The following is a 24,225-nucleotide window of genomic DNA, read 5'->3' on the forward strand; positions in this document are numbered from 1 at the left end:
CTCAGAGTTCCCGTCGGCGCAGCCTGGCGAGCACCGAGCGCGGAAACACGACGAGGAGCACGACCAGAACCAGCACGACGGCCACCCCGGCGATGAACGCGGCGGCCCGATTGACGGTCACGTCGAAGACGAAGAAGACGACCCCGGCGGTCAGCATGGCCACCAGGACGAGCGTCGCACGCAGTAGGCGATTCGCAATGGAGACGGTCTGCGTCTTGTCGTGGTGGCGGAAGAGCTCTCGATGCAGCGCCACCGGCGCGAGACCGAGAGCCGTGCAGGAGGCGGCCATCAGCACGAGCACCAGATAGAAGGCCACCTGGAACGAGTCGAGTTGCGTGAACCGCTGCTGAAAAACGATGGCCAGCAGAAAGCCGCTGATGATCTGCGTCCCGGTCTGGGTGACGCGCAGCTCCTGGAGGATCTCCGACCAGTTGCGGTCCGCGCGCTGCGTCGCGGTCTCGGTGCGGCCGTCGGCGGGATCGGCGTCGGCGAACGGTTCGCTCATGCGCCCAGCAGGAACTCGAGCAGCACGGGGGAGAGTGCGTTGTCGGCGACATTGTGGGTCTGGCCGGGAAGGACCCGGGTGCTGACCTGCGGGATGCTGCGGGCGGCCTCGGCGGCCGCATCCCGGGCCCACGGCGCGCTGTCGCCGCCGACGAGCAGCAGCACAGGGGCTTCGATGCGCGCCAGCGTCGCGGAGGGCGGGCCGTCGTCGGTGAGCGCGAGATCGTAGGGAAGGGTGTTCGCCAGCGCGACCAGGCCCGGCCACCAGGGCTGGCCGGCCATGGCATCCACGTCGGCGCCCGTTCCGGCGAGAAAGGCGCGTGCGGCCGCATCGCGGTCTGCGGCGGCGAGGGCCCTCAGCACGGTCTGCGTCATGCCGCCTGACTCCGCTCCGCGTGGACCCTCGGTGGAATAGGGGGGCTCGTATCCGACGACACGGGTGATCGCGGTCGTGCCGGCCGCCGCCGCCAGGGCGAGGGCGGCGCCGGAGGAGTGGCCGTAGAGCATCGCCCGCCCGCCGACGGCGTCGACCACCGCACGCACATCCGCCACTTCACGGGCGATCGCGCCGGGATGGTCGGAGGTGTCGGGAAGAGGGAACCCGCCCTCCCCGGGGTGGATGCGGAGGCGTCGGTGCTGTCGCCTCGGCCGCGTCGGTCGAAGGTGACGACCGTGAGACGGTCGGTGAGCAGTGGAACGAGGCCACCCGGCGAGTGTCGCGTGTTGAACGCGCCGCCGACCACGACGAGCACCGGGCCTCGCCCGGCGCTCTCGAAATTGATCGAACTGCCGTCGGCGCTGATCGTCTCGGCCATCACTGCCTCCCGGAGGGTCTGCGCTCCATGGTGCCCGCACTTGGCCGACGCCGCAATGCCGCGCGGTAGAACCGCACCATCTCGGCGGCGGCCGGCCTCACCCGGGTCGGCGCGGCGGAATTCGATCCGCTGGAGGCCAGGTGGCGGCGCCACGACTCTTCGGCGCAGCGATGGTCCCAACCGGCGGCGGCCGCCGCCTCCAATGTGCGGCACCACCCGATCAGCTCACGGTCGGTCGAGCGCGGTGCGCCGGTGACGACGCGGAACCAGACCTCCGGCCGTCTCGGATCGCCGAACACGAACCGTCGCACCACCGCGTAAGGCACGTCGGTCGGGTTCTGACGGAGCAGCCATTCGGCCGGTTGCGCGTCGGCGACGGGATGCCACGGGGCCACTGCTCTCCTCCGTTCGGGTTCGCAGCCCGGCCCGCTGCACTCACAGGCTACGAAGCGCCCCCGACACCGCGTGCGCTGGAAGGGATCGTGGCGAAGAGACGCCCGACGAGATCGGCCGCCGTGTGCTCGGTGAGGGTCCAGGGCTGGAAGATGACGCGGTAGATGATGGGGGCGACCACGTGGTCGACGATGTCGTCGGGGGTGACGCCCACCGCATCCGCCCGCGCCACGAACATCGTCGCCTCCGCGTGACGGTTGCGCAGGCAGTCGGAGGTGCGCTCGCCGGCATTGGCGGCGCCGCCGCGGAGCAGCGCGGCATTGACCGGCTTGCCGTAGTGCCGCACGATCTCGCTCGCCCAGGCGGTGAGGTCGCCCTGCAGGGTTCCGCTCTCGGGCAGGGGGCGCTCCGGGTCGAGCCGGTAGGTGGCGATGTCGTTGAGCAGGGTGGGGAGATCGCCCCAGCGGCGGTAGATGCTCGTCGGGTTGACGCCGGCGCGCTCGGCGATCATCGGAACGGTGACGCGTTCGCTGCCGCGCTCCTTGACGAGCTCTTCGACGGCGGTGCGCACATTGTGGATGACCGCGGCGCTGCGGCCGCCCGTCCTCTTCGATGAGGTGGTCGGTGTTTCCATGTCGCCCAGCTTAAAGCAAAAACTGTTGCTTTTGTAGGGTTGACGGGTCTAGCATCCCTAAAGCAACGATTTTTGCTTTAGGAGAACTGATGATCACGCTCGAAGAGACCGGCTCGCTCCCCGCCCTCCACTCGACCCGGCGCGGCCTGCGGCCGATGGCCGCCTTCGTCGGCTCTGCGTTGGCGTTCGTGGCGGTCGCGTTCTCGGTGGGAGCCCCCAGCCCGCTGTTCGTGCTCTACCAGCACGAGTGGGGGTTCGCCGACGCGATGCTCACCGTCGCCTTCGCGATCTACGCGGTCACACTCCTGGTGACGCTGCTGATCGCCGGCTCGTTGTCCGACCACATCGGCCGGCGCCCGGTGCTGATCGCCGCGCTCGCGCTCGAAGCCGCGGCGATGCTGCTCTTCCTGTTCGCGCAGGACATCGGCTGGATCGTCGTCGCGCGTGCCGTGCAGGGCGTGGGAACCGGAGCCGCGATGGCCACCTTCTCCGCCTCGCTCGTCGAGCTCGCGCCCGAACGGCACAAGAAGCTCGGCGCGGTCATCGGCAGCACAGCACCGATCGGCGGCATCGCGCTCGGCGCGATCGTCACCGGCGTCGTGGTGCAGTTCGCGGCACAGCCGACGGTGTGGATCTTCTCGGCACTCGTGCTCGTGTTCGCGGCCGGGCTGCTCGTCGTGGTGGGGTCGCACGAGACCGTCGAACGGCGTCCGGGTGCGGTGCGGTCGCTCATCCCGCGCCTGATGATCCCGCAGGCGGCACGGCGCGAGTTCGTCGGAGCGCTGCCGCTGCTCGCGGCGGCGTGGATGCTCTCCGGCCTGTTCATCGGACTCGCGCCCTCCATCGTGCGCGGCGTCTTCCACCTGGAGAGCGGTCTTGTGAACGGCGCGGTCGTCGGGCTCGCACCCGCGACAGGCGCAGCGGCCGGACTGTTGCTGAGCCGGTACCCGGCGCGACTGTCGACGATCGGCGGCACCGTCGCCATCCTGGTGGGCGTCGGGTTGACGGTGGTCTCGGTCACCGGAGATGCGCTCTGGCTCCTCTTTGCGGCGTCGGCGGTGGGCGGCGTCGGATTCGGGGCGGCCTTCTCGGCGGTGATGCGCATCCTGGCGCCGCTTGCCCCAGCCGAGCAGCGGGCCGAACTGTTCGCGGGTGTCTACCTCGTGAACTACCTGGCCTACGGATTGCCGGCACTCGTGGCGGGAGAGCTGATCGCCGTGGTCGGCCTCGTTCCGACGGTGGCCTGGTACGCCGGTGTGATCGGCGTCGTGGCGATTGTCGCGATCGTCGCTCAGCTCATGCTGACCAGGCCGCGCCCGCTCACGGCAGGTCGATGAGGGCCTTGCCGACGAGGCCGTTCTCGACGGCGTCGTGGGCCGCAGCCGTCTCGCTGAGCGGAAACCGCGTGATCGGAAGCCCGTGCGCCGCGCCCACCGGCAGGGCTCCGTCCGCGACGGCGGCCGTGACGGCACGTACCGCTGCGTCCTTCGCCTCGGCAGGGGTGGTGTAGGTGAGGACGAACTGGTACCGCAGGTTCTTCGTCATGCTGGGACGAACGGGGACGGCGAGGGCGGCGGGCGAGTCGGCGTAGATCGCGATGGTGGCGTCCGCGGCGGCCACCCGCACGTCGAGCTCGGCGTTGGCGCCCGGGTTCACCTCCACGATGATGTCGATGCCGCGCGGGGCGAGAGCGCCGATGGCCTCGGCCGCATCCGTGTCGCGATAGTCGACGACGTGGTGGGCGCCGGCGGCCTCGGCGAGACGGGCCTTCGCCGGGCTGCTGACGGTGGACACGACGGTGGCGCCCGCCCACACCGCGAGCTGGATTGCTGCATGCCCGACCGCGCCTGCGCCTCCCGCGACGAGCACGGTGCGACCGGAGAGGGAACCGGGGGTGAGCTCTCGAGGGCCGAGCTCGTGCGTGGTCAGCGTGCGATGCGCGGTGAGCGCCGGGATACCGAGGGAGGCGCCGAGGTCGAAGTCCGCGGTGTCGGGCAGGGCCACCACCTGGCGCACCGGCAGTACGACGAGCTCCTGCGCTGTTCCGTTCGGGCGCTGGTACGCCGCATCCCACACCCAGACGCGGTCACCGGGGGCGAAAGCCGTGACACCGGGGCCGATCTCGTCTACCACACCCGAGCCGTCCTGGTTCGGAACCTGAGGCCGGGGCAGCGCCGCTGCGCCGCCGCCGCGCCGCGACTTCCAATCGGTGGGGTTGACGCCCGAGACGTGGATGCGGACGCGCACCTCCCCGACGCCGGCGTGCGGCTCGTCTCTCTCCTCGAGCGCGAGAACAGAGGAGGGTCCCGTTGATGTGTATGCGACAGCCTTCATGTCTCCAGCCAACCACGCCCCGCCCCGCTCTGTTCCGTTCGAGAGGGTCGGATGTCCCTCGAGCCGGGCTCAGCCCGTGGCGCAGCCGCCGGTGCCGATCGGTGCGGCGCCGACCGAGTTGAGAACCGGCCGCAACTCGTCGAGGGTGAGCGCGTATCCGGTGTCGGGGTCGATGGTGGAGCGCGCGAACACCACACCGACGACCTTGCCCTGCGAGTCGAGGAGGGGGCCTCCGGAGTTGCCGGGCCGAACCGAACCGCGCAGCGCGTAGATGTCGCGGTCGACGGATCCGCTCTGGTAGATGTCGGTTCCTCGGGCGATCATGCGGTCGCGCACGCGTTCGGGGCTCACGGTGTACGGGCCGTTTCCGGGGTAGCCTGCGGCGTACGCCTGGTCTCCCGTCGAGAGGTCTTCGCCGATCTCGAGCGGGGGCGCGGTGAGCCCGGTCACGTCGAGCACGGCCAGATCCCGCTCCGGGTCGAAGGCGATGAGGGATGCGCGCATGGGCTGATCGGTCGACGGATCGCGCACGACGATGGCCGACGCGCCCGCCACGACGTGGGCGTTCGTGACGACGCGCCCCTGGGAGACCACCCAGCCGCTGCCCTCGGAGTCCACTCCGCACTCCGGCTTGGAGGCGAGGACGGTGACCACCGACCGTTTCGCCCGATCGACCGCGGCAGGGACCGACGGGTCGGGGGCCTGCACGGTCTTGATCGCCTCGCCACTCTCGAAGACCTTCGGCAGACCGGCGTCGGCGAGGGCGTCGTCGACCGCACCGACCACGGTCGACGAAGGGATGGGAGCGAGGGCGTCGAGGGCGGCGACCACCTTCGACGAACCGGCGGCCTGCACGACCGTAGCGAGGTTCGTGGCGAGCGCGAACCCGGCGACGAGCCACACCACGACCGCCCAGGTGAGCAGGCCGAGCGCGGCGCCGACCAGTGAGTCGAGCCAGCGCACCGGACCGTGGCGCACGAGCTTGCCGATGAGGGTGGCCAGGCCGGCGGCGATCGCATAGGCGACGGCGGCACAGGCCAGGATGACGATGGCGGCGACGATGGACCGCTGCGTGGCGCTTCCCCAACCGGCGGCGGCGAGCCAGCCGACCACCATCGGTGCCAGGCTCAGGCCGCCCCAGAGGCCGAGGCCGAGACCGACCAGCGAGCCGGCGGCCCGGATGGCGCCGTGCCCCCAGCCGACGGCGATCGCGATGACGGCGAGCACCACCAGCACGACATCGACCACGAGTTCCACGCCTGCCACCCTGCCTCACCAGCCTGGGCGCAGGCTCAACCGTTCATGAACGTCGGCTGCCCGCTTGCTCAGAGCCGGGCAAACACCGACGAGGCCGACGGGCCTCGCGTCAGACGCGTCCGTCTTCCTCGTCTCCGTCGTCGACGGATGCGGGATCGGGCAGCAGAGCGGGAGGCCGTTCCGGCTCGAACGCGACAGGGTGCTTGTTCTGGGCGTCTTTGTCCATGGGGCGACCGTACGCTCCGCGCACTCCGCTGCCAAGTCGCCGCCGGCGCGACCCTGTGAGTGTGGCCGGCCCGGCGCTCCGCGGGGAAACGCCGGGCCGGTGTCGACGTATCGAGATGCTGCTACCCGTCGGCGGGGTTCCGCTTGTCCGCTTCGTCGTCGTGCGGGTCTTCGGGGGTGGCGGTCGGCGGTTTGCGGCGGCCGGTGAGCACCACGACGAGCACGCCGGCGATCGCGAGCACGACGATGCCGATCGCGATGCCGATCACCGGGCCGAGGTTGCCGGAGTCGGCCGACGGCTGGGTGGGTGCCGCGCTGCCGGCGGTCTCCGTCGGCGGCGCGGCCGGCGCCGTGGCCGTGTCGGTGGCCACCGCGTCGCCGCCCTTCTTGCCGCAGACCGTTCCATCGCTGCCCGCCGCGGCGACCGTTCCGGCCGGAGGCTGGTAGGTGAACCCGAGCGAGTTCGACACAGTGTGACCGTCGGCCGACACGATCTGGTAGGTGATCGTGTATTTGCCGGCGGAGCCCAGCGAGACCGGAGCCGAGACCACGGTGTCGGCCGTGGTCGCGCATCCCGTCTCGAAATGCCGGGAGTCCGGCCCGGTCACCGTGACGAGCGAACTGGATCCGTCGCCTGACAGGTCGAGAACGCGGTCGTTGAAGGTGAGCGTCACCCGCTGAAGCGGCTCTGTGACGACGGAGTCGGCGGCCGGACTGCTGTTCACCAGGTAGTCGTGCGCCGAGGCGCCCACCGCTGGCAGCAGTGCGAGCGCCACGGCGCCGGTTGCCGCCAGCGACGCGGTCAGAACCCGGAGGCTTCTCATGCGTCCACCTTGGCACGGCTTCGACGGGTCGCCGCGAAGACGGCGACCACGAGCGCGATGGCGCCGAGGGCGAGGCCGCCGATGCCGAGACCGATGGCGACCGCATCCGCCGCCGGGTCGGCCGTGGGCGCCGCCGGTGCCGGCGACGTGGTCGCGACGACCGGGTTGGCCGACTCGCCGGCCGGAACCGGGTCGTTCACGTACAGGGTCGGCGCGGGGTGCTCCGGCTCTTTGCCTGAGGCCGGGGTCTTGTCGGCCCAGTTCACGACGGTGCCGTCCGAGTACGTCTGGTGCGCGGGCAGCAGCACCTGGCCGGTGTTCGGCACGGCCCCGGCCGAGATGGTGAACAGCTGGAACTGTCCGGGTGCGATCTGCACGCCGCTGTCGGCGGTCCAGGTGACGCGCACCGGGGCTTCGGTGATGGTTCCGTCGTCGGTCTTCACCGGCTTGGCCAGCTTCTCGGTGTCCACCGTCGTCGTCCAGCCGGCGAGTGGCTGGTAGGTGACCGAGGTGAACGGCGTGTCGGTCGGGAGGTCGACCACCAGCTTCACTGTTCCCGCCGTGGCCGACTCGGTCGGCACCTTGAAGCTGAGGGTGGCGTAGCTGCCGGCCGCCGCGGAGTCGGGGTCGATGCGCACGTGCGCGCTGGCGGCGAGCGGCGCGGCGAGGAGGAGCAGGGCGGTCGTTCCTGCCGCGATGGACGCGGCGATGGTGCTTTTCTTCATGAGAGTCCTGTCGAAAGAAGTGTCGTGGATGCTGATGATCCGAGGGGATGCGAGGGCGCGCGCGACGAGCGTGACCCACGGCATCCGTGGCACGACGTCAGAACGCGCTGGCGACCAGCGGGGGCCCGCGGTGACGCAGGCGGCCGAGCGGGATGCCGAAGTCGCGCAGCCGCGACGGCTCCGACTCGACGGCGCGGGCGGGCGGGAAAGCCAGGGTGACGGGCGCGAGCACGACCAGCTTCGAGAGCAGGGCGAACCCGGAGTCGATGGCGAAACGAGTCGAATCGAACAGGCCCCAGAACGCGCGCTCGCCGAAACGGAGCGCGATCACGGTGACGAGCACGGCCGAGGCGTGGCCGACCCACATCGCGGCATTGGTGGGCAGCGCACCCATGCCGGCGTGGGTCGCGTCGCCGACGGCCATCAGCAGGTGCGATCCCGGGTGCAGGTGCACCATCCCTCCGCCGTCGACGGCGCTGAACGTGGCCGAGCCGCCGCCGAGGCTGAACAGCAGGTGGAAGAGGAACTGGCTGAGCGTCACCGACACGGTCAGTCGCCAGAGTGACAGCCGACGACCCGTCAGGGCGATCGAGGCCAGGGTGGCGAAAGCCAGGCTCAGGACGATCGGGACGGCCCCCGGAGCGCCGCCGCCGCCGGCGACGTGGAACAGTGCCGCAACGAAGATGGCGACGCCGGACGCGAGAAGACCGCGCGCGACGCGGGCCCACCTCGATCCCATCTGGTCATCCCTCTCGTCACCGGTGGTTCGGACCAAGTCTACGGAACGGATGGCGACAGCGTGGGTCGTCGGTAGTCTACGAATGCCGCAACGATACGGTCGAGGGAGGAGAGCCCATGCCGAGAGGCGCGAATCTTCCCGTGATCGCCGCCTTCAACGAGACCGTGCTGCTCGACGCGATCCGGCGTTCCGAGGGTGGGCTGAGCCGGGTGGAGTTGGCGCGCAAGACCGGACTCTCGGCGCAGACGGTGACGAATGTGAGCCGTCGGCTGCTCGCCCAGGGGCTCATCCGCGAGGGCGGAAGCCGGCAGATCGATGGTCCGGGCAAGCCGCGCACCATGCTGCTGCTGGAGCCGACCGGCTCGTACGCGATCGGCGTGCACCTGGACCCGACGGTGATCACCTGTGTTCTGCTCGACCTGGAGAGCACGGTCGTGGAGCACACACGCAGGCATTCGCCGGTCTCCGGGGATGCTGCCGAGACGGTCGCGCTCGCCGTCGACGCCGTCACGGAACTGCTGGAGATCTCGGGTGTCGACCGCGGGCGGGTGAGCGGCATCGGTGTCGCAGCGCCGGGGCCGATCGACGCCGAGACCGGTGTCGTGGTGCGGCCGCCGCTGGTGCCGGGGTGGACGGACTTCCACCTGCGCGACGAGCTGACGGCGGCGACCGGACTGCCGACTCTGGTGGCCAAGGATGTGACGGCCGCTGCGGTCGCCGAACGCTGGCGCGACCCCGCGGGCGCGAGCGGCAACTTCGCGTTCGTCTACTACGGCACCGGTGTCGGTGTCGGCCTGGTGCTGGCGAACGATGTGTACACGGGTGCCTCGCAGAACGCAGGAGATGTCGGCCACTCGATCGTGGATCCGACCGGACCCCCGTGCTTCTGTGGGCGGCGCGGATGCTACGGGGAGTCCGTGCGTCCGCATCGATTGGTCCTCTCGGCCATCCGCGACGGTGTGATCGCGGCGCCCGACGGCGTGCTGGTCACCCCGGGCGCCGACGGACCCGAAGCTGTGCTCGATGTCGAGACCGTCGACGAACTGTTCACCGAGCTCGTGCGGGCAGCGGACGACGGCGATGCGGCGGCCGAGCGCATCCTCGACCGGTCGGTGCGGAACACGGCGATCTACGTCTCGAATCTCGCTGCCCTGCTCGACATCGACCGGGTCGTCTTCGGCGGCCCGACCTGGAGCCGGGTGGAGCAGCGGTATCTGCGGCTGCTCCCGCTCCGGTTGGCCGAAGCGGATATGGGGATCCTGACCCATCCGGTGTCGATCTCCTCGAGCGCGGTCGGTGACGATGTGGCCGCGGTCGGCGCGGCCTGTCTCGTGCTCGACTCGACATTCTCGCCGAGGGCGACCCTGCGCTGAGCCGGGGCGTTGGATAGTGTCGAGGGATGCCTGCACCCTCGGACTGGATCGAGCACCGTCGCGGCGACGGCGAGCTCGTCGGCTGGATGCGCCCGGAGGGCGACGGCTTCGTCGTCTTCGATCTGCTCGGGCGCCCGCTGACCGATGCGATCGACTGGCTCGCGGCCGAGGAAACGCTCGACGGGCTCGGAATCGGGTATCTCGCCGACCCGTTCGAACTGCTGCTCGATGACGGCCGGTGGCTTCGCGTGCGGCTGACCGAGGTGTCGCCCGATCACATCCGGGTGAAGCGGGAGGATTGGGGTGCGATCGATATTCCGTTGCTGGAATACACCGTCCCGTTCCCGCTGCCTGCGCGGCTTCGCCCGTTCGTGGCCGCCTAGGGTCGGCCGTTCTGTCGCGACCGCTTCGCGGCGCGTGAGCCCGCCGGGTTCATCACGTCTTCTGAACGAATGTTCTGACAACCATTGCGGAATAACTCAAACTGTTTTATAAATTACGGCAGGGTCCGGGACGAGGGCGTGAAAAAGCCCACCGGAATCGAAGCAAGGGAGCATCGATGAAACGCAGCAGAGTTCTGGCCGCCGTAGTGGCCGCATCCACTCTCGTCGCATTGGCGGGATGTTCGTCCTCCGGAGCGGGCGACGGCAAGACGATCAAGGTCGCCTATCAGGACTTCGGGTCCAACCTGATCGACAACCTCATGAAAGACGCGAAGAAGGACTTCGAAGCCGCGAACCCGGGGGAGAAGGTCACCCTGGTCCCGATCAAGGCGGCCGAGAACGACTACTACACCAAGCTCTCGCTCATGAACCGGAGCGCCTCGACGGCCCCGGACGTCATGTGGGAGGACACGTTCCTGATCCGCTCGGATGCCCAGGCCGGCTACCTGGAGCCGCTCGACTCCTACGCGAACAAATGGACGGACTGGTCGCAGTTCTTCGACAACGCCAAAGACGCCGGCAAGGGCGACAACGGCAAGATCTACGGGATCCCGATGGGGACAGACACCCGCGGGCTCTGGTACAACAAAGACATCTTCGCGAAGGCGGGACTGCCCACCGACTGGAAGCCGAAGACCTGGAACGACGTGCTCGACGCGGCGAAGACCATCAAAGACAAGGTTCCCGGCGTGACGCCGCTGAACATCTTCTCCGGCAAGGCCGCCGGTGAGGCGAGCTCCATGCAGGGCTTCGAGATGCTGCTCTACGGAGCGAGCCAGGACGGCCTGTACGACAGCTCGTCGCAGAAGTGGATCGTCGGATCCAAGGCGTTCACCGACTCACTGAACGTGCTCAAAGAGGTCTACCAGGGCGGCCTCGGGCCGGCGCAGGAGATCACCAGCGACACGAACTACCAGAACATCGTCGGCGCCCAGCTCATCCCCCAGGGCAAGCTGGCGATCAACCTCGACGGCTCCTGGCTCGGGAACACCTGGCAGAAGGACGGCGCGACGCCGTGGCCGGCGTGGAGCACGGTGATGGGGGTCGCACCGATGCCGACGCAGGACGGCCAGAAGCCGGGAAGCATCAGCATGTCGGGCGGCTGGACGCTCTCGATGGGGGCGAAGAGCAGCTCGAAGGATGAGGCGTGGAAGTTCATCGCCATGGTCAACGACAAGGAGCACGCGCTCAAGACGGACAAGACGCTGAGCTGGATCCCGGTGCGGAAAGATGTCGCGGCCGACCCCTCGTACGCCGAGGGCAACCCGACCGCCGCCTTCTTCTCCTCGCTGGTCGACGTCACCAAGTTCCGGCCCGCGACACCCGACTACTCGAAGATCTCCAACGGTATCCAGGTGGCGATGGAGTCGGTGATGACCGGCCAGCAGTCGCCGTCGGAGGCCGCGAAGACCTACGACGACACGGTCGTGGGCATCGTCGGAAAAGACAAGACGAAGTCGGAGTAACACCGTGACGTCGACTGTCGACGCCGTCGGAACCGACGCGCGCGGCCGAGGGGTGCCCACCCCTCGGCCGCCGCGCCCGGAACCCTCGGCCCGTTCGCGCAAGGTGCGGCGCTCCGTGGCCCGGGCTGCTCCACTGGTCCCGGCCATCGGCCTGCTGCTGGTGTTCCTGGTCGGACCGATCCTCTCGTCGTTCTACGGCTCGTTCACCAACTCGTCGCTCACCGGCGCCGCGGCGGCCCAGAGCCAGTGGATCGGCTTCAAGAACTACACCGACCTCTTCGCCAGCCCCGACTTCCCGGTTGCGGTCGTGCTCACCCTCGTGTTCGTGATCGGCTCCGCCGTGATCGGCCAGAACATCGTGGGCATGGTGCTGGCCCTGCTGATGCGCTCAGGCGGGCGGGTGATCGGAGCGATCGTCTCCACCTTCGTCGTCGGAGCCTGGGTGCTCCCGGAGATCGTGGCCGCGTTCGCCTCGTACGCGTTCTTCAGCTCGAAGGGAACCCTCAACGCGATCCTCGGCCTGTTCGGGATCACCGGGCCCGCCTGGCTCTTCGCCTTCCCGATGCTCGCGGTCATCCTCGCCAACACCTGGCGCGGCGCCGCCTTCTCGATGCTCGTCTACTCGGCGGCGCTGCAGGAGGTGCCGCCGGAGATCACCGAGGCGGCCGAGGTCGATGGCGCCAACGGGGTGAAACGGTTCTTCCTCATCACCTTGCCGATGATCCGCCGCAGCATCTCCACGAACATGATGCTCATCACGCTTCAGACCCTCTCGGTCTTCACGCTCATCTATGTGATGACCGGCGGCGGCCCGGGCAACAAGAGCATGACTCTGCCGGTGCTGGCCTACCAGGAGGCATTCAAGTTCTCCGAACTCGGCTACGGCACGGCCATCGCGACGATCCTGCTGCTCGTGGGCGCGGTCTTCGCCGTGGTCTACGTTCGCGCCCTCAGAACGGAGAAGGACTGATGCGACTGTCCTCACCCAATGGAACGGCCCTCAAATGGACCGCCAACATCCTGCTGCTCCTCATCGGCGTCGTCTTCGTGCTGCCGATCGTCTGGGTGGTGCTCGCCTCGTTCGACGGTTCCGCCACGCTGGCGGTCGGCTGGCCGAAGCAGTGGACGCTCGAGAACTTCCAGAAAGTGCTCACGCCCGATCTGGCGTTCGTTCCGCTCTGGAACAGTCTGCTGCTGTCGGCGGGCTGCGCGTTGCTCACGGTCGTCGTCGCGATCCTCGCGGCGTATCCGCTGTCGCGCTACCGCAATCGGTTCAACAAGCCATTCCTCTACGCGGTCCTATTCGGAACGTGCCTGCCGATCACGGCGATGATGGTGCCGGTCTACAGCCTGTTCGTGTCGCTCAATCTGATCGACTCGATCGGTGGGACCATCCTGTTCATGGCGGCCTCCTCCCTGCCGATGGCGATCTGGATGACCAAGAACTTCGTCGACGCGGTTCCGATCTCGCTCGAGGAGGCGGCCTGGGTCGATGGCGCGTCCAGCATGAAGACGCTGTGGACCGTGGTTGTCCCGCTGGTGCGGCCAGGCATCGCCGTGGTGTTCATCTTCGTATTCGTGCAGGCGTGGGGGAACTTCTTCGTTCCCTTCGTGCTGCTGCTCAGCCCGCAGAACCAGCCGGCCGCTGTGAGCATCTTCACCTTCTTCGGGCAGTACGGCGCCGTTGCCTACGGACAGCTCGCGGCGTATTCGCTCATCTATTCGGTGCCGGTGATCGCCCTGTACGTGCTCGTCTCGCGCGTGCTCGGCGGTTCGTCGGCCCTGGCCGGCGCGGTCAAAGGCTGACCGGCCGCATCCCTCTATCGACAAAAAGGCTACAAAAGGAGTCCCGTTGTATCAGGAGAACCAGCTCGTGGAGTTGCGCGTCGACCGTTTCGTGCGCGAGCGCCTCGACCCCGCGGTGGAGCGTGCGAGCGCCCCCGTGACGATCGAGGCGTGGGAGGTGCCGGATGAGCCGGTGCCGTTCGCCCAGGCCGTCACCAACGCGTTCGAGCCGTTCGCCGTGGGGCGGCCCTGGGGGCGGCCGTGGGGAACCGTCTGGTTCCGGGTGACGGGGACCGTTCCGGCCGAGTGGGATGCGGAGCCGGATGACGTGGAACTGTTGGTCGACCTGGGCTTCTCCTCGGGTCAGGTGGGGTTCCAGGCGGAGGGACTCGTCTACGCCACCGACGGCAGCATCCTGAAAGCGATCGAGCCGCGCAACGGCTACGTGCGGCTTCAGGCAGCGCCCGGCGACACCTTCGAGCTCTTCGTGGAGGCGGCGGCGAACCCGGATGTGGGAAGCGAGTTCGTCGACTTCGTCCCGACGAAGCTCGGCCGCAAGTCGACCGCGCCCGACCGGCTGCTGTACGCGCTGCGCCGCATCGAGGTCGTGCACCGGGATCGCGAGGTCTGGGAGCTCATCCAAGACGTCTGGACGGCCCGCGGTCTCGCCGCGGAGCTACCGGCGTCGTCGCCGCGTCGGGCCGCCCTCTTCGCCGCCCTCGATGCGGTAGTGGACACGGTCGACCCGTTCGACGTCGCCGCCACGGTCGGCGCCGGCCGGGCCGCGCTGGCACCGGCCCTGGCCTCCCCGGCCGCCGCGACGGCCCACCGCGTGTTCGCTGTCGGCCACGCGCACATCGACTCGGCCTGGCTGTGGCCGGTGCGCGAGACGATCCGCAAATGCGCGCGCACGTTCTCGAACGTGCTCGACCTGATGGACCAGGACCAGGACTTCGTGTTCGCCTGCTCGTCGGCGCAGCAGTTCGCCTGGATGAAGCGGTTCTACCCCGAGTTGTTCGAGCGCATCCGCCTGCGCGTCGCCGAGGGCCGGTTCGTGCCCGTCGGCGGCATGTGGGTTGAATCGGATACGAACATGCCGGGCGGCGAAGCATTGGCCCGCCAGTTCGTGGAGGGCAAACTGTTCTTCCTCGAGGAGTTCGGGTTCGAGCCCAAAGAGGTGTGGCTGCCCGACTCGTTCGGGTACACCGGCGCGTTGCCGCAGATCGCGCGCGCGGCGGGAGCCGACTACTTCCTCACGCAGAAGATCTCGTGGAACGAGGTGAACCGCTTCCCGCACCACAGTTTCGACTGGGAGGGCATCGACGGAACCCGCATCTTCACGCACTTCCCGCCGGTCGACACCTACAACTCGCAGCTCTCCGGCGCTGAGCTCGCTCACGCCGAACAGAACTTCGCCGACAAGGGTCGTGCCAACACCTCCCTGGTGCCGTTCGGGTTCGGCGACGGCGGTGGCGGCCCCACGCGTGAGATGGTGGCGGCGGCGCGCCGCACCGCATCCCTGGAGGGGTCCCCGATCGTGCGGGTGGCGACACCGGCGGAGTTCTTCGCCGTCGCGTCGGCGGAGTTCGACCCGGCGCCGGTCTGGGCGGGTGAGCTCTACCTGGAGTTCCACCGCGGAACGTACACCTCGCAGGCGCGTACCAAACAGGGGAACAGGCGCAGCGAGCATCTGCTGCACACCGCAGAGCTGTGGGCGACGACAGCGGCCGTGCGCACGGGGGCGGCGTACCCGGTCGCCGCATTGCGCGAGGCGTGGCAGACGGTGCTGCTGCAGCAGTTCCACGACATCCTGCCCGGATCGTCGATCGGCTGGGTGCACGACCAGGCCGAGGAGAACTATGCTCTGGTCGCCGCGTCGCTGGAGGAGGTCATCGCCTCCTCTCTGGGAGCATTGGCCGCCGCCGCGGTGGGGGCCGAGGGCGGCACGTCCGTCGAGTTCAACGCCTCGCCATTCGCGGTGCGCGGCGTCCCCGCCTACGGTGCTGGGGTTCCGGTCGGCGGCGGGGATGCGCGGATCGTCGCCGACGGCGGCGGGCACGTGCTGTCGAACTCGTTCGTTCGGGTGCGGATCGACGAAGCCGGGTTGATCACCTCGCTGCTCGACACGACGAATGGCCGCGAAGCGCTCCCGCCCGGAACGCGCGCGAACCTCCTGCAGCTGTTCCGCGACACCCCGACCCAGTGGGATGCGTGGGATGTCGATGTCGAATACCGACGGTCGGGGGAAGATCTCACGGCGCTCGACAGCCTCGACGTGGTCGCCGACACCCCCGAGCTCGTCTCTCTGCGGATCGTGCGTCGGTTCGGGGCGTCGACCGTGACGCAGACCCTGAGCCTGGCGGCGGGCTCGCCGGCTCTCGACATCGAGACCCTGGTCGACTGGCATGAACGGCAGCGGATGCTGAAACTCGCCGTTCCCGTCGACGTGCACACCGCGTCGGCCCGATCCGAGATCCAGTTCGGGCACATCGATCGCCCGACCCACACGAACACCAGCTGGGACACCGCGCGTTTCGAGACGCCGGCCCACCGCTGGGTGCACGTGGCCGATGCCACCTTCGGTGTGGGAGTGGCGAACGACTCGACGTACGGGCACGACATCACCCGCCACGCGCGCGACGGCGGGGGAACGTATTCGCTCGTTCGGCAGACGCTGCTGCGTGCGCCCCTGTTCCCCGACCCCGAGGCCGATCAGGGCGAGCACATCCTGCGCACGGCCATCGTCGTGGGGGGCGTCGACCGCGCCATCGAGGCCGGCTATCGGCTCAACCTGCCGTCGCGGCCGGCGGTCGGTGCACCCGTGCAGCCGTTGCTCGCGTCGTCGAACCCGGCCGTCGTCGTCGAGACCGTCAAGCTCGCCGAAGACGGCACGGGCGACATGGTGGTGCGCCTGTACGAAGCGAGCGGCGCCCGCTCCACGGCGACGATCGTGACGACGTTCGACCACCACGGCGTGCAGGAGACCGATCTGCTCGAACGCGAGAGTGCCCCGGATGCGGTGACCGACGCCTCCGAGACGACGGTCGTTCTCACCCTGCGGCCGTTCCAGCTCGTCACGCTGCGCTTCGCGCGCGGCTGACGCAACACCGTCCGCCCCGGGCCGCGCGAACCCCGGGCGGACGACCCTCCGTGCGAACGGAGGCAATTCTCAGGGCGATCTGACAACCTGGTAACGAACCTGTAACGTCGTTCGTGACACGAAACCGCGTCGACGAGAACCCCCTCTGAAGGACCCCTAGCTCTTTGCCCACGTCTCACGCCCCGCTGCGCTCCCGTCGCACTTACCTCCCCGCCGCGCCGGTGGAGGGTCTGGAGACGGAACCGGAGGGGCGGCAACGGACGGGTCGGGCGGCACTGCGGGAGCTCCGGGGGAGGCGTTCCGCCTCGCACGTCGCCGCGGTCGTGCCGCCGCGCGCACCACGCAGTGGCCGCCGCCGGTGGGGCTTCCGGGCCGTTCTCTTCTTCGTCGTGACCGGCCTGGTGGGAACCGCCGCGCTCCCGGCCTACGCCTCGTCTGACACGGGTTCGGCGAACGGCGACCAGCGGGTCGCCCTCGCCGTGCAGACGCTCACCGGCGGATCGGCCTCAGCGGCAGTTCCGGCCGCGACCCGCGACGACTACTCGGTCGTCGAGTCCAGTTCCTCGCTCGACTCGACCCTGAACACGGTCGTATCGCCCACCGTGCAGGCCTTGGCAACGAAACTCATGGCGGCGGTCGCCGCCGGCCGACTCGTCGGATCGACGCCGAACCACATCCCCGAGATCGCCAACCTCGCGGCCGGTCGCGCCGTTCCGGGTTGCGGTGTCGACTATCGCGTTCTGCAGGCGATCGACATCGCCCTGCAGAACTTCGGACAGGTCGGTGTCAGCGATATCAACCGACTGTGCACCGGCCAGATCGAGGGCGCCGGAGTGGACTCGGCCCACTACACCGACGGCGGCGGCCACGCCGTCGACTTCTACCTGCTCGATGGTCAGGCGCTCACCGGTGGCGATGCGCAATCCGTGAAGCTCATCCGCGCTCTCGACCCGCTCGTTCCGAGCGGTGCCGGCCTCGGTCAGGTCGGCTGCCGCGCCTCGATCAGCCTGCAGAACTTCGTGCCGTTCGACGACACCTGCAACCATCTGCACATCGACTTCCTCAACGCCAAAGGCGCCAGCCTCAAAGACTAGGACCCGAACTGGGGTGGGCTGCCGCGCCGAACCGGCCCCGCCGCCGAGCTATCCTGTGGATCGTGGTGGCGGGCGAGTGGACACGGCGAGCCCTGGTGGTCGAAGACCACGCATTGATGCGCTCGCTCCTCACCGCTGCCCTGCGAGGCCGGGGGTTCGTGGTCGACGATCACAGTGACGCCGCCGGAGCCCTCGCCGCACTCACCGGATTCGATCCGGATCTGCTCGTGACCGACATCGACCTGGGCGTGCGGCCCAACGGTGTCGAGCTCGCCTCGATCGTGCGCGCGCGGGCGCCGCACGTCGCCGTCGTCTTCCTCACCAATCTGCCGCGCGAGACGGTCGCCGCCCAGGATCGAGAACTCGCGGTGCTGGCGTCGTTCGTGAACAAGGGGGCTGCCGAGTCCATCGACGACATCGTCGACGCGATCGAGGCGGCGCTCGCCGACCGACCGCTGTCGAACGATCTCCCGCTCGGGGATGCACGCGCAGCCCTGCTCCGGCTCAGTGCGACACAGCTCGACACCGTTCGGCACCTGGCCGCCGGTGCGTCCAACGCCGAGATCGCGCGGCGACGCGGCGTCTCGGTGCGCGCGGTGGAGAAGAGCGTCGAGCGGATCTTCGCCGCGCTCGCCCTCACCGCCGATGAGGCGGTGACACCCCGGGTGGCGGCCGCCGGCCTGTACATCGCGACGTTCGGGCATCCGGATCCGCTCCGCGCGCTCGCCCGATCATGACCGTGCAACGCCTTCGTCGTCTGGTCGGCCGTCTCGGCGGGCCGGCCGCCGTCACCGTCTGGATGTGGCTGGTCACGATCCCGTTCGCCCTGACCGTCATGTCCGGCGCGCAGTACCTCGCCCCGGGCGAACCCATCTGGTCGGCCGGGCTGGTGGCCGCCGTGGCGCATCTGGCCGTGGGTGCCCTGCTGCTCGCGGTGAAGGGACTGCTCGCACTCGTTCCCGCTCGGGCACGGCTGGTGCGGGCCGCCCTCGCGATCTCGGCCTTTGCCGCGATCGGCGCGGTCCGACCGTTTCTCATCGTGGCGTCCGCGCGCCTGCTCGATGTGCGGGCCGAGCTGGGTGACATCGGCACGAGGGTCGCCCTCAACGTCGTGGTGTGCGTCACAGTGTTCTCGCTGGTCGCGGTCGCCGTCGACCTCATCCGGGATCACCGCGGCGTCTTCCGCCGACTCCGCGCGGTGCAACGGGCGGCGGTGGCGGATGCGGACGCGGGCCGCCGCCGCATCGACGAACTCCGCCGCACCGGTACCGCCGATCTGCTCGAAGCTATCGAGCAGGAGGTGGAGCCGGTCATGCTCGGCGGACTCGACGCGGCCACCGCCTCCCGGCTGCTCCGCTCCATCGCCAACGACATCGTGCGACCGCTCAGCCATGAACTGTTCGACGCGAACGAGACCCCGGCCGCGCTCGCGGGCGAGGCCTCTCCGCCACCCCGCAGACGGGACTGGCTCGCATCTGTCATCGGCGGCATCCGCCCGGCGCCACCGCTGCTCACGGCTATTTTGTTCGTTCTTCTCGCCACCCCGTACGCACTCGGCAACTTCGGTTTAGGGGTCTCGGCAGTGCAAGCGGTGCTGGCGACGCTGATCCTGTTCGGCGGCAACCGGACGGCGGCCGCCCTGGCAGCGCGCGCCGCCACGTCGGCGGGTCGGGTATCCGTGATCGTCGTCGGCGTCTGGCTCACCGGAATCGTGCTCGCCGCCGAGAGCACCCTATTGCTCAGGACGTTCGGCCTCACCGTGTACGGCGCCTGGCTTCAGGCGCTGCTCTTTCCGGTGATCGCGCTCGCGCTCGCGTTCGTCGACTCCCTGTCGGCACGCCTGCGCTCCGACCAGAAGGAGCTCGAGGAGTCCGTGCTCACGAGCGTCACAGCGGCCGCGCGCATCCGGAGCGACTACGACAGAGAGCGGAGCCGTCTTGCACACCTGCTGCATACGGCGGTGCAGGCCGACCTGATCGCGACCGCGCTCTCTCTGCACGCTGACGCGGGGCGCGACGCGACGGGGGCGGTGCGCGAGGCCGTGGACCGCATCCGCGAACAGCTTGCACGCGCGCCGCGCAACCGGCCGGATCCGCGTGCGCAGCTCGGCCGGTTGATCGAGACGTGGGCCTCGGCGATGCCGTTGCGAGCGCACGTCGAAGAGACGATCTGGCCGAGTCTCATCGACCCGGCCCGTTGCGACGCGGTGATCGATGCGGTCTCGGAAGGACTCGCGAACGCCGTCCGGCACGGGGACGGCACGGAGGTGGGGCTCGCCCTGCTGCCCACCGAGGTCGGCGGCGTGCAGGTGATCGTGGCCTCCGGCGGCGTGGTCGCCGGGGAACGGCGGGGGATCGGCCTGCGCGATCTCGCACGGAGTGCCGATGTGCGTCTCAGCCAGGTGGCGGGCGGCGTCGAGCTCGCCGTCTCCATCCCCTGACCGCGTGGATGTCGTAGCGGCCGTACCCGCCCGCTCCGGGCCCGCTCGTGCGAACTATCGTCGACTATTGCCCATCCCGCCCGCACGGGGTGGAACGTACGGCACCGGCGCCGCCTTCTGCGCGACCCGAACGCGCGGAAGGCGCCCGGCCCCGCTGTAGGCCGTCCTGGTACCGCGAGAGTCGGTGTGCAGGTGTCCGCTGTCGATTCAGAACGGGTTCACCGTCGATCTCGGCGGCCGAGTACGGCGCGGCGAAGAAGTGCACCCGCTCGCTCACCGATCCGGGGCTCATGTACAGATCGAACAGGTGGCGAAGCTCGCTACCGCGGGCGGCGGAGCTCACGCGCGGCGAGGATGTCGGCGGCCTGCTTGTCGGCGGCCTTCACGATCGCCTTCGACGACTTCAGCGGGAGTTGCAGTGTGGTCTCGGCGTCGATGCCGCTCAGCAGCTGCCGGGCGCGCTCGACCTCCGCATCCAGCTCGGCACCGAGCAGCAGGGCCACATTGGCGATCCAGATCCAGAGCAGGAACACGATGATGCCGGCCAAGGAGCCGTACGTCTTGTCGTAGCTGCCGATGTTCGCCACGTAGAGGGCGAAGAGTGCTGAGGCGATGCCGAGCACGACGATGGCGGCGACCGAGCCGGTCGTGAGCCAGCGGAAGCGACGCTGCCGCACGTTCGGTGTCGCGGCGTACAGCAGCGCCACCAGCAGCACGAGCGCGAACACGAGCACCGGCCATTTGGCGATCGACCAGGCGAGCTGCGCCGCGTCGCCGACGCCGAGGGCATCGCCGACGGCGGTCGCGATCGGTCCCGAGACGACGAGGAGCACGCTCACCACGGCGAGCAGCAGCAGCGAGGCGAGGGTGACGCCGAACTGGGTCGGTCGCAGGGTGAGAACGGTCCTCCCCTCGGCCACGCCGTAGACGCGGTTGAGGGCACGGCCGAATCCGCCCACGTAGCCCGACGCCGACCAGACGGCGCCGACGATGCCGATACCCAGGGCCCAACCGCTTGCGGGCGACGCCGACAGGGCTTCGAGGGGGCCCCTCACCGCGTCCAGTGCCCCGGGCGCCACCTGCTCGACGATGCCGAACAGGGCGTCGACACCGGCTTTGCTCTGTCCGACCAGGCCGAGGATGCCCGCCAGGGCGATCATCGCAGGGAAGAGCGACAGCACGCCGAAATAGGTGAGGCCGGCGGCGAGGTCGGTCGCGGCGTCAGCGGAGAAAGCTCGGAGCGTGCGCTTGAGGATGAACCTCCACGGCAGCCGCATCCACGGAACCGGGACAGCGGCCTCCCGTTCAGCGCCCACGCGACCGCCCCGACGCCGGGGCACGCCCGGCGTTGAAGCGGACGACAGCCGCCACGACCGCGCCGACCGCTGCGAGGAAGAGGCCGGCGAAGAGCACCGGATGCGAGCGGATCTGGACCCCCGGATTGAATGTCGCGAAGAGGTCGTCCAGGGTAACGGCGACCTCTTCCCGTGTCTGCTGGAGGTCGAGCTGCCGGCTGTGGATCCCCGCGTCCCTCGGCAGAGCCGCGCGCTCGGTCCGGCCGCCGGTCACGGTCGCTCCCCTTTCAGTGCGCTCAGGTCGTCCCTGAGCTCCTGCCTGAGGTCGTCGGGCACGGGCGGCAGACCCCGCATCAGGCTCGCCCGACCGACAACGGCGAGCGCGCCCGCCAGCAGAAGCAGGATGGCACCCACGATGAGGGCGGCGAGCCAGGCGGGCAGGATGAGCGTGAATGCGAGAACGGCCGTTGTCACGAGCGCGCACACGGCGAAGAACACGACGGCCACGGCGCCCACCAGTAGGCCGACGCCGATTCCGGCCGCCTTCGCTTTCGTGAGCATCTCCGCCCGGAACAGGGCGATCTCCCCGACGACGAGCCGGCGCAGCTGAGCCACGAGATCGCGGGTCAGCTCGGGCAGCGGGCGCAATCCCCGGGTCGTCCGGCGCCGCTCGCGCGGCAGGGGCGGCTTCTCGAAACTCATGCGGGCTCCTTTCCGGCCGTCGTCAGCGACCGTACCCCTGCATCCACGCCCGGCCAAGGGTGCGTGCCGCTCTGGACGCCGCGGGCCGCGGGCCGCACACTGGAGACATGAGCGAGAACGACAGCGGTCATGGTGGGGTGCTGGTCGCCGTCGTCGCCGGCCAGCCGGTGACCGTTCTCGAGCAGGCGGCGCGTCTCGCCGACGATCTCGACGTGCCGCTGGTGTGCGCGAACGTCGACCCCAACCGATACCTCGTCTCCAGCTATGTGGACGGAACCGTCGTCGCTCTGCCGTACGACCCCGACCTGCCCGAGACCGAGGACGAACCGTTCGACTCCGAGCTGGAGGCGCACATCCGTGCTGTGCTGGCTCCGCTCGGACTGCGGTTCTCGCTCGAACAGCTGGCCGGCGATCCGTCGTGGGCCTTGGCGCGTCTGGCCGAGGAGCTGGATGCACGCTACATCGTCGTCGGAACGCGCGAGGCCGGCGTGCGGGGGAGCCTCCGGGAGTTCTTCAATGGCTCGGTGGCGGTGCATCTGGCACATCGGCAACACCGACCGGTGATCGTGGTTCCGCTCGCACCGGTCGACGGGAGCGGCAGACTGCCGTGGGAGGATCCGCCGGTATAGTGGGCGAACGGTGATGGATCTCGCCGGGGCGCCGAGCCGCCCGAACCGCGCCGCAAGCTGATAGTTCCTACGCTTCTTCTCGAAGAGTGGATTCCCTTTTGCCTGTACACCTGCACTGGCGCTCGATCGTCCTGGTCTTCCTCGGCGGCGCCATCGGAACGACAGCCCGCTTTCTCGTGTCGGCGGCGCTCCCTCCGATCGTCGGACTGCCGGTCGGCACCTTCGCGATCAACATCGTCGGTGCTTTCGTGCTCGGCATGCTGCTGGAGTGGCTCGCACTGCACGGCCCCGACGTCGGTGCGCGCCGCTCCCTGCGTCTCTTCATCGGCACCGGAATTCTGGGTGGCTTCACGACCTACAGTGCGTTCGCCGTGGACGCCGACGGGTTGATCGCCGCCCAGAACCTCGCCGGGAGCATCCTGTACGCCCTCGCGACGATCGTGGTCGGCGCCCTCGCCTCGTTGGCGGGCATCGCCCTCGCGGCCCGGATGGGACGCGCGGCAGCGGCCCGGGGTGGCGCGGGAGCGCCTCCCCACGACCCGCCGGTGATCGGCGACCCGCACGTGATCGGCGACCCGCACGTGATCGGCGACCCGCACGTGACCGGCGACCCGCACGTGACCGGCGACCCGCACGTGACCGGCGACCCGGGGGCCGGGCGTTGAGCCCGCTGCTGGTGCTGGCCGTCGCGGTTGCCGGCGGTCTCGGCGCGGTCGCCCGCCTCGTGCTCGACGGTGTGCTGCGCAGCAGGATGGTCGTGAACTTTCCGCTCGGCACGACCGTCATCAACGTGACCGGCTCGTTCCTGCTCGGGCTGGTGACCGGTCTCGCCCTCGCGCACGGCCTGCCGACCGAGTGGCGTGCCATCCTCGGCACCGGGTTTCTGGGTGGCTACACCACCTTCAGCACGGCGAGCTTCGAGACCGTGCGGCTCGCTCAGCAGCACCGCTACCGGGCCGCGCTGGTCAACGGGTTCGGGATGATGCTGCTCGCGCTCGCCGCGGCCGGTCTCGGCCTGTGGGTGGGGGCGCTGTAGCGCGGCTACTCCGCGCTGTCGCCCTGCTCCATCCACCACTCCGTGAACTCCTCGGCACGTCCGTCGGGTGCGAGGCGCACCAGCCACAGGTTGCTGTAGGTGGGGCCGTCGCGGTACTCGGTGAGCCCTTCGACGAAATAGGTGGCGCCATCGCGCCCGGCGAGACGCCATTGGAAGGTGGCGCTGCCCGGATCGTCCTGGGCATCGAGCCAGCCTTCGACGATCTCGAGATGACCGTCCCACGGCTCGGCGAACGGTTCGGTTCGGTATGACGCCTCTTCAGTGAAGAGTGCCCGGATGTCGTCGGGTTCGTTGGTCTCCCACGCCCGGCGGTAGAGGTCGATCCAGGTCGTGATCGCGTCGCTCATGGGACCGTTATACGCCTCGCGGCCCGCCCGGCGCCAGAGCGTTG

General features: G+C 69.5%; 26 protein-coding genes and 1 riboswitch. Of the genes, 13 read left to right on the forward strand and 13 right to left on the reverse strand.

Annotation, left to right across the window (positions count from 1 at the left end):
* Position 1: 1 nt before the first annotated feature.
* From K5L49_RS12395 to K5L49_RS12410, 4 genes are read right to left on the reverse strand one after another with little or no spacing between them, the layout of a single operon-like run.
* Positions 2-505: a DUF6328 family protein gene (locus tag K5L49_RS12395; protein ID WP_223693145.1), complete on the reverse strand. Its 504-nt coding sequence runs from the start codon at positions 503-505 to the stop codon at positions 2-4.
* The gene (locus K5L49_RS12400) at positions 502-1,359 is read right to left on the reverse strand and encodes an alpha/beta fold hydrolase (protein WP_223693147.1); all 858 of its coding nucleotides are present in this window, start codon (positions 1,357-1,359) and stop codon (positions 502-504) included. The genes K5L49_RS12395 and K5L49_RS12400 overlap by 4 nt, the downstream gene beginning before the upstream one ends.
* A complete protein-coding gene (locus K5L49_RS12405; protein WP_223693149.1) occupies positions 1,319-1,714 on the reverse strand; it encodes a hypothetical protein in 396 nt (131 codons plus the stop codon). The genes K5L49_RS12400 and K5L49_RS12405 overlap by 41 nt, the downstream gene beginning before the upstream one ends.
* A 47-nt stretch (positions 1,715-1,761) precedes the next feature.
* A complete protein-coding gene (locus K5L49_RS12410) occupies positions 1,762-2,346 on the reverse strand; it encodes a TetR/AcrR family transcriptional regulator (RefSeq protein ID WP_223693150.1) in 585 nt (194 codons plus the stop codon).
* 89 nt (positions 2,347-2,435) lie between these two features.
* On the opposite strand from K5L49_RS12410, the gene K5L49_RS12415 reads away from it, so the two are divergent.
* Positions 2,436-3,683, forward strand: coding sequence for an MFS transporter (locus K5L49_RS12415; protein WP_223693152.1), 1,248 nt, complete (start codon positions 2,436-2,438; stop codon positions 3,681-3,683).
* On the opposite strand, the gene K5L49_RS12420 is transcribed toward K5L49_RS12415, so the two are convergent.
* From K5L49_RS12420 to K5L49_RS12440, 5 genes are all read right to left on the reverse strand, one after another.
* Positions 3,667-4,680 carry an NADPH:quinone reductase gene (locus K5L49_RS12420; RefSeq protein ID WP_223693154.1) on the reverse strand — a complete coding sequence of 338 codons (1,014 nt, stop codon included), beginning with the start codon at positions 4,678-4,680 and terminating at the stop codon, positions 3,667-3,669. The two genes, K5L49_RS12415 and K5L49_RS12420, sit on opposite strands and share 17 nt — an antisense overlap.
* A 69-nt stretch (positions 4,681-4,749) precedes the next feature.
* Positions 4,750-5,937 carry a MarP family serine protease gene (locus tag K5L49_RS12425; protein WP_223693155.1) on the reverse strand — a complete coding sequence of 396 codons (1,188 nt, stop codon included), beginning with the start codon at positions 5,935-5,937 and terminating at the stop codon, positions 4,750-4,752.
* A gap of 347 nt (positions 5,938-6,284) precedes the next feature.
* Positions 6,285-6,986, reverse strand: a complete 702-nt coding sequence (locus K5L49_RS12430) for a copper resistance CopC family protein (protein ID WP_223693158.1) — start codon at positions 6,984-6,986, stop codon at positions 6,285-6,287.
* A complete protein-coding gene (locus K5L49_RS12435) occupies positions 6,983-7,711 on the reverse strand; it encodes a YcnI family copper-binding membrane protein (RefSeq protein WP_223693160.1) in 729 nt (242 codons plus the stop codon). The genes K5L49_RS12430 and K5L49_RS12435 overlap by 4 nt, the downstream gene beginning before the upstream one ends.
* A 97-nt stretch (positions 7,712-7,808) precedes the next feature.
* The gene (locus K5L49_RS12440; protein WP_223693162.1) at positions 7,809-8,450 is read right to left on the reverse strand and encodes a hypothetical protein; all 642 of its coding nucleotides are present in this window, start codon (positions 8,448-8,450) and stop codon (positions 7,809-7,811) included.
* Positions 8,451-8,566: 116 nt separating this feature from the next.
* On the opposite strand from K5L49_RS12440, the gene K5L49_RS12445 reads away from it, so the two are divergent.
* The 9 genes from K5L49_RS12445 to K5L49_RS12485 all read left to right on the forward strand — a co-directional run bounded on the left by K5L49_RS12445 (position 8,567) and on the right by K5L49_RS12485 (position 20,151).
* On the forward strand, positions 8,567-9,823 hold the full coding sequence (locus K5L49_RS12445) for an ROK family transcriptional regulator (protein ID WP_223693164.1): 1,257 nt from the start codon (positions 8,567-8,569) through the stop codon (positions 9,821-9,823).
* Between the two features lie 26 nt (positions 9,824-9,849).
* Positions 9,850-10,206, forward strand: coding sequence for a hypothetical protein (locus K5L49_RS12450; protein ID WP_223693165.1), 357 nt, complete (start codon positions 9,850-9,852; stop codon positions 10,204-10,206).
* Positions 10,207-10,382: 176 nt separating this feature from the next.
* Positions 10,383-11,732, forward strand: coding sequence for an extracellular solute-binding protein (locus K5L49_RS12455; protein WP_223693167.1), 1,350 nt, complete (start codon positions 10,383-10,385; stop codon positions 11,730-11,732).
* A gap of 4 nt (positions 11,733-11,736) precedes the next feature.
* Positions 11,737-12,702 (forward strand): carbohydrate ABC transporter permease, encoded by a 966-nt coding sequence (locus tag K5L49_RS12460; protein ID WP_223693169.1) that lies wholly within the window; start codon positions 11,737-11,739, stop codon positions 12,700-12,702.
* Complete coding sequence (locus K5L49_RS12465; protein WP_223693171.1) at positions 12,702-13,538, forward strand: carbohydrate ABC transporter permease; 837 nt, start codon at positions 12,702-12,704, stop codon at positions 13,536-13,538. Before K5L49_RS12460 ends, K5L49_RS12465 begins: the two co-directional genes overlap by 1 nt.
* Positions 13,539-13,584: 46 nt before the next feature.
* Entirely contained in the window at positions 13,585-16,617 is a 3,033-nt protein-coding gene (locus K5L49_RS12470; protein ID WP_223693173.1) for an alpha-mannosidase, read from the forward strand.
* A gap of 164 nt (positions 16,618-16,781) precedes the next feature.
* Positions 16,782-17,711, forward strand: a complete 930-nt coding sequence (locus tag K5L49_RS12475) for a hypothetical protein (protein WP_223693174.1) — start codon at positions 16,782-16,784, stop codon at positions 17,709-17,711.
* Positions 17,712-17,773: 62 nt separating this feature from the next.
* Positions 17,774-18,448, forward strand: a complete 675-nt coding sequence (locus K5L49_RS12480; protein ID WP_223693177.1) for a response regulator — start codon at positions 17,774-17,776, stop codon at positions 18,446-18,448.
* Entirely contained in the window at positions 18,445-20,151 is a 1,707-nt protein-coding gene (locus K5L49_RS12485) for a hypothetical protein (RefSeq protein ID WP_223693178.1), read from the forward strand. Before K5L49_RS12480 ends, K5L49_RS12485 begins: the two co-directional genes overlap by 4 nt.
* Before the next feature lie 320 nt (positions 20,152-20,471).
* On the opposite strand, the gene K5L49_RS12490 is transcribed toward K5L49_RS12485, so the two are convergent.
* From K5L49_RS12490 to K5L49_RS12500, 3 genes are read right to left on the reverse strand one after another with little or no spacing between them, the layout of a single operon-like run.
* Positions 20,472-21,467 (reverse strand): YihY/virulence factor BrkB family protein, encoded by a 996-nt coding sequence (locus tag K5L49_RS12490; protein ID WP_223693180.1) that lies wholly within the window; start codon positions 21,465-21,467, stop codon positions 20,472-20,474.
* Entirely contained in the window at positions 21,457-21,720 is a 264-nt protein-coding gene (locus K5L49_RS12495; protein ID WP_223693182.1) for a hypothetical protein, read from the reverse strand. The genes K5L49_RS12490 and K5L49_RS12495 overlap by 11 nt, the downstream gene beginning before the upstream one ends.
* Positions 21,717-22,148, reverse strand: coding sequence for a phage holin family protein (locus tag K5L49_RS12500; RefSeq protein ID WP_223693184.1), 432 nt, complete (start codon positions 22,146-22,148; stop codon positions 21,717-21,719). Before K5L49_RS12500 ends, K5L49_RS12495 begins: the two co-directional genes overlap by 4 nt.
* A gap of 107 nt (positions 22,149-22,255) precedes the next feature.
* Between K5L49_RS12500 and K5L49_RS12505 the strand changes: the two genes are divergently transcribed.
* The 3 genes from K5L49_RS12505 (at position 22,256) to crcB (K5L49_RS12515) (ending at position 23,813) form a co-directional block, all read left to right on the forward strand.
* Complete coding sequence (locus K5L49_RS12505) at positions 22,256-22,777, forward strand: universal stress protein (protein ID WP_223693186.1); 522 nt, start codon at positions 22,256-22,258, stop codon at positions 22,775-22,777.
* A riboswitch (Fluoride riboswitch) is annotated at positions 22,778-22,854 on the forward strand.
* A 21-nt stretch (positions 22,855-22,875) separates the two neighbouring features.
* Entirely contained in the window at positions 22,876-23,442 is a 567-nt protein-coding gene (gene crcB / locus K5L49_RS12510) for a fluoride efflux transporter CrcB (RefSeq protein ID WP_223693188.1), read from the forward strand.
* Positions 23,439-23,813, forward strand: a complete 375-nt coding sequence (crcB, locus tag K5L49_RS12515; RefSeq protein WP_223693190.1) for a fluoride efflux transporter CrcB — start codon at positions 23,439-23,441, stop codon at positions 23,811-23,813. Before crcB (K5L49_RS12510) ends, crcB (K5L49_RS12515) begins: the two co-directional genes overlap by 4 nt.
* Positions 23,814-23,818: 5 nt before the next feature.
* On the opposite strand, the gene K5L49_RS12520 is transcribed toward crcB (K5L49_RS12515), so the two are convergent.
* Complete coding sequence (locus K5L49_RS12520; RefSeq protein ID WP_223693192.1) at positions 23,819-24,181, reverse strand: hypothetical protein; 363 nt, start codon at positions 24,179-24,181, stop codon at positions 23,819-23,821.
* Between the last annotated feature and the right edge of the window lie 44 nt (positions 24,182-24,225).

The sequence above is a fragment of the Leifsonia poae genome (genome assembly GCF_020009625.1).
GTDB lineage: Bacteria > Actinomycetota > Actinomycetes > Actinomycetales > Microbacteriaceae > Leifsonia > Leifsonia poae_A.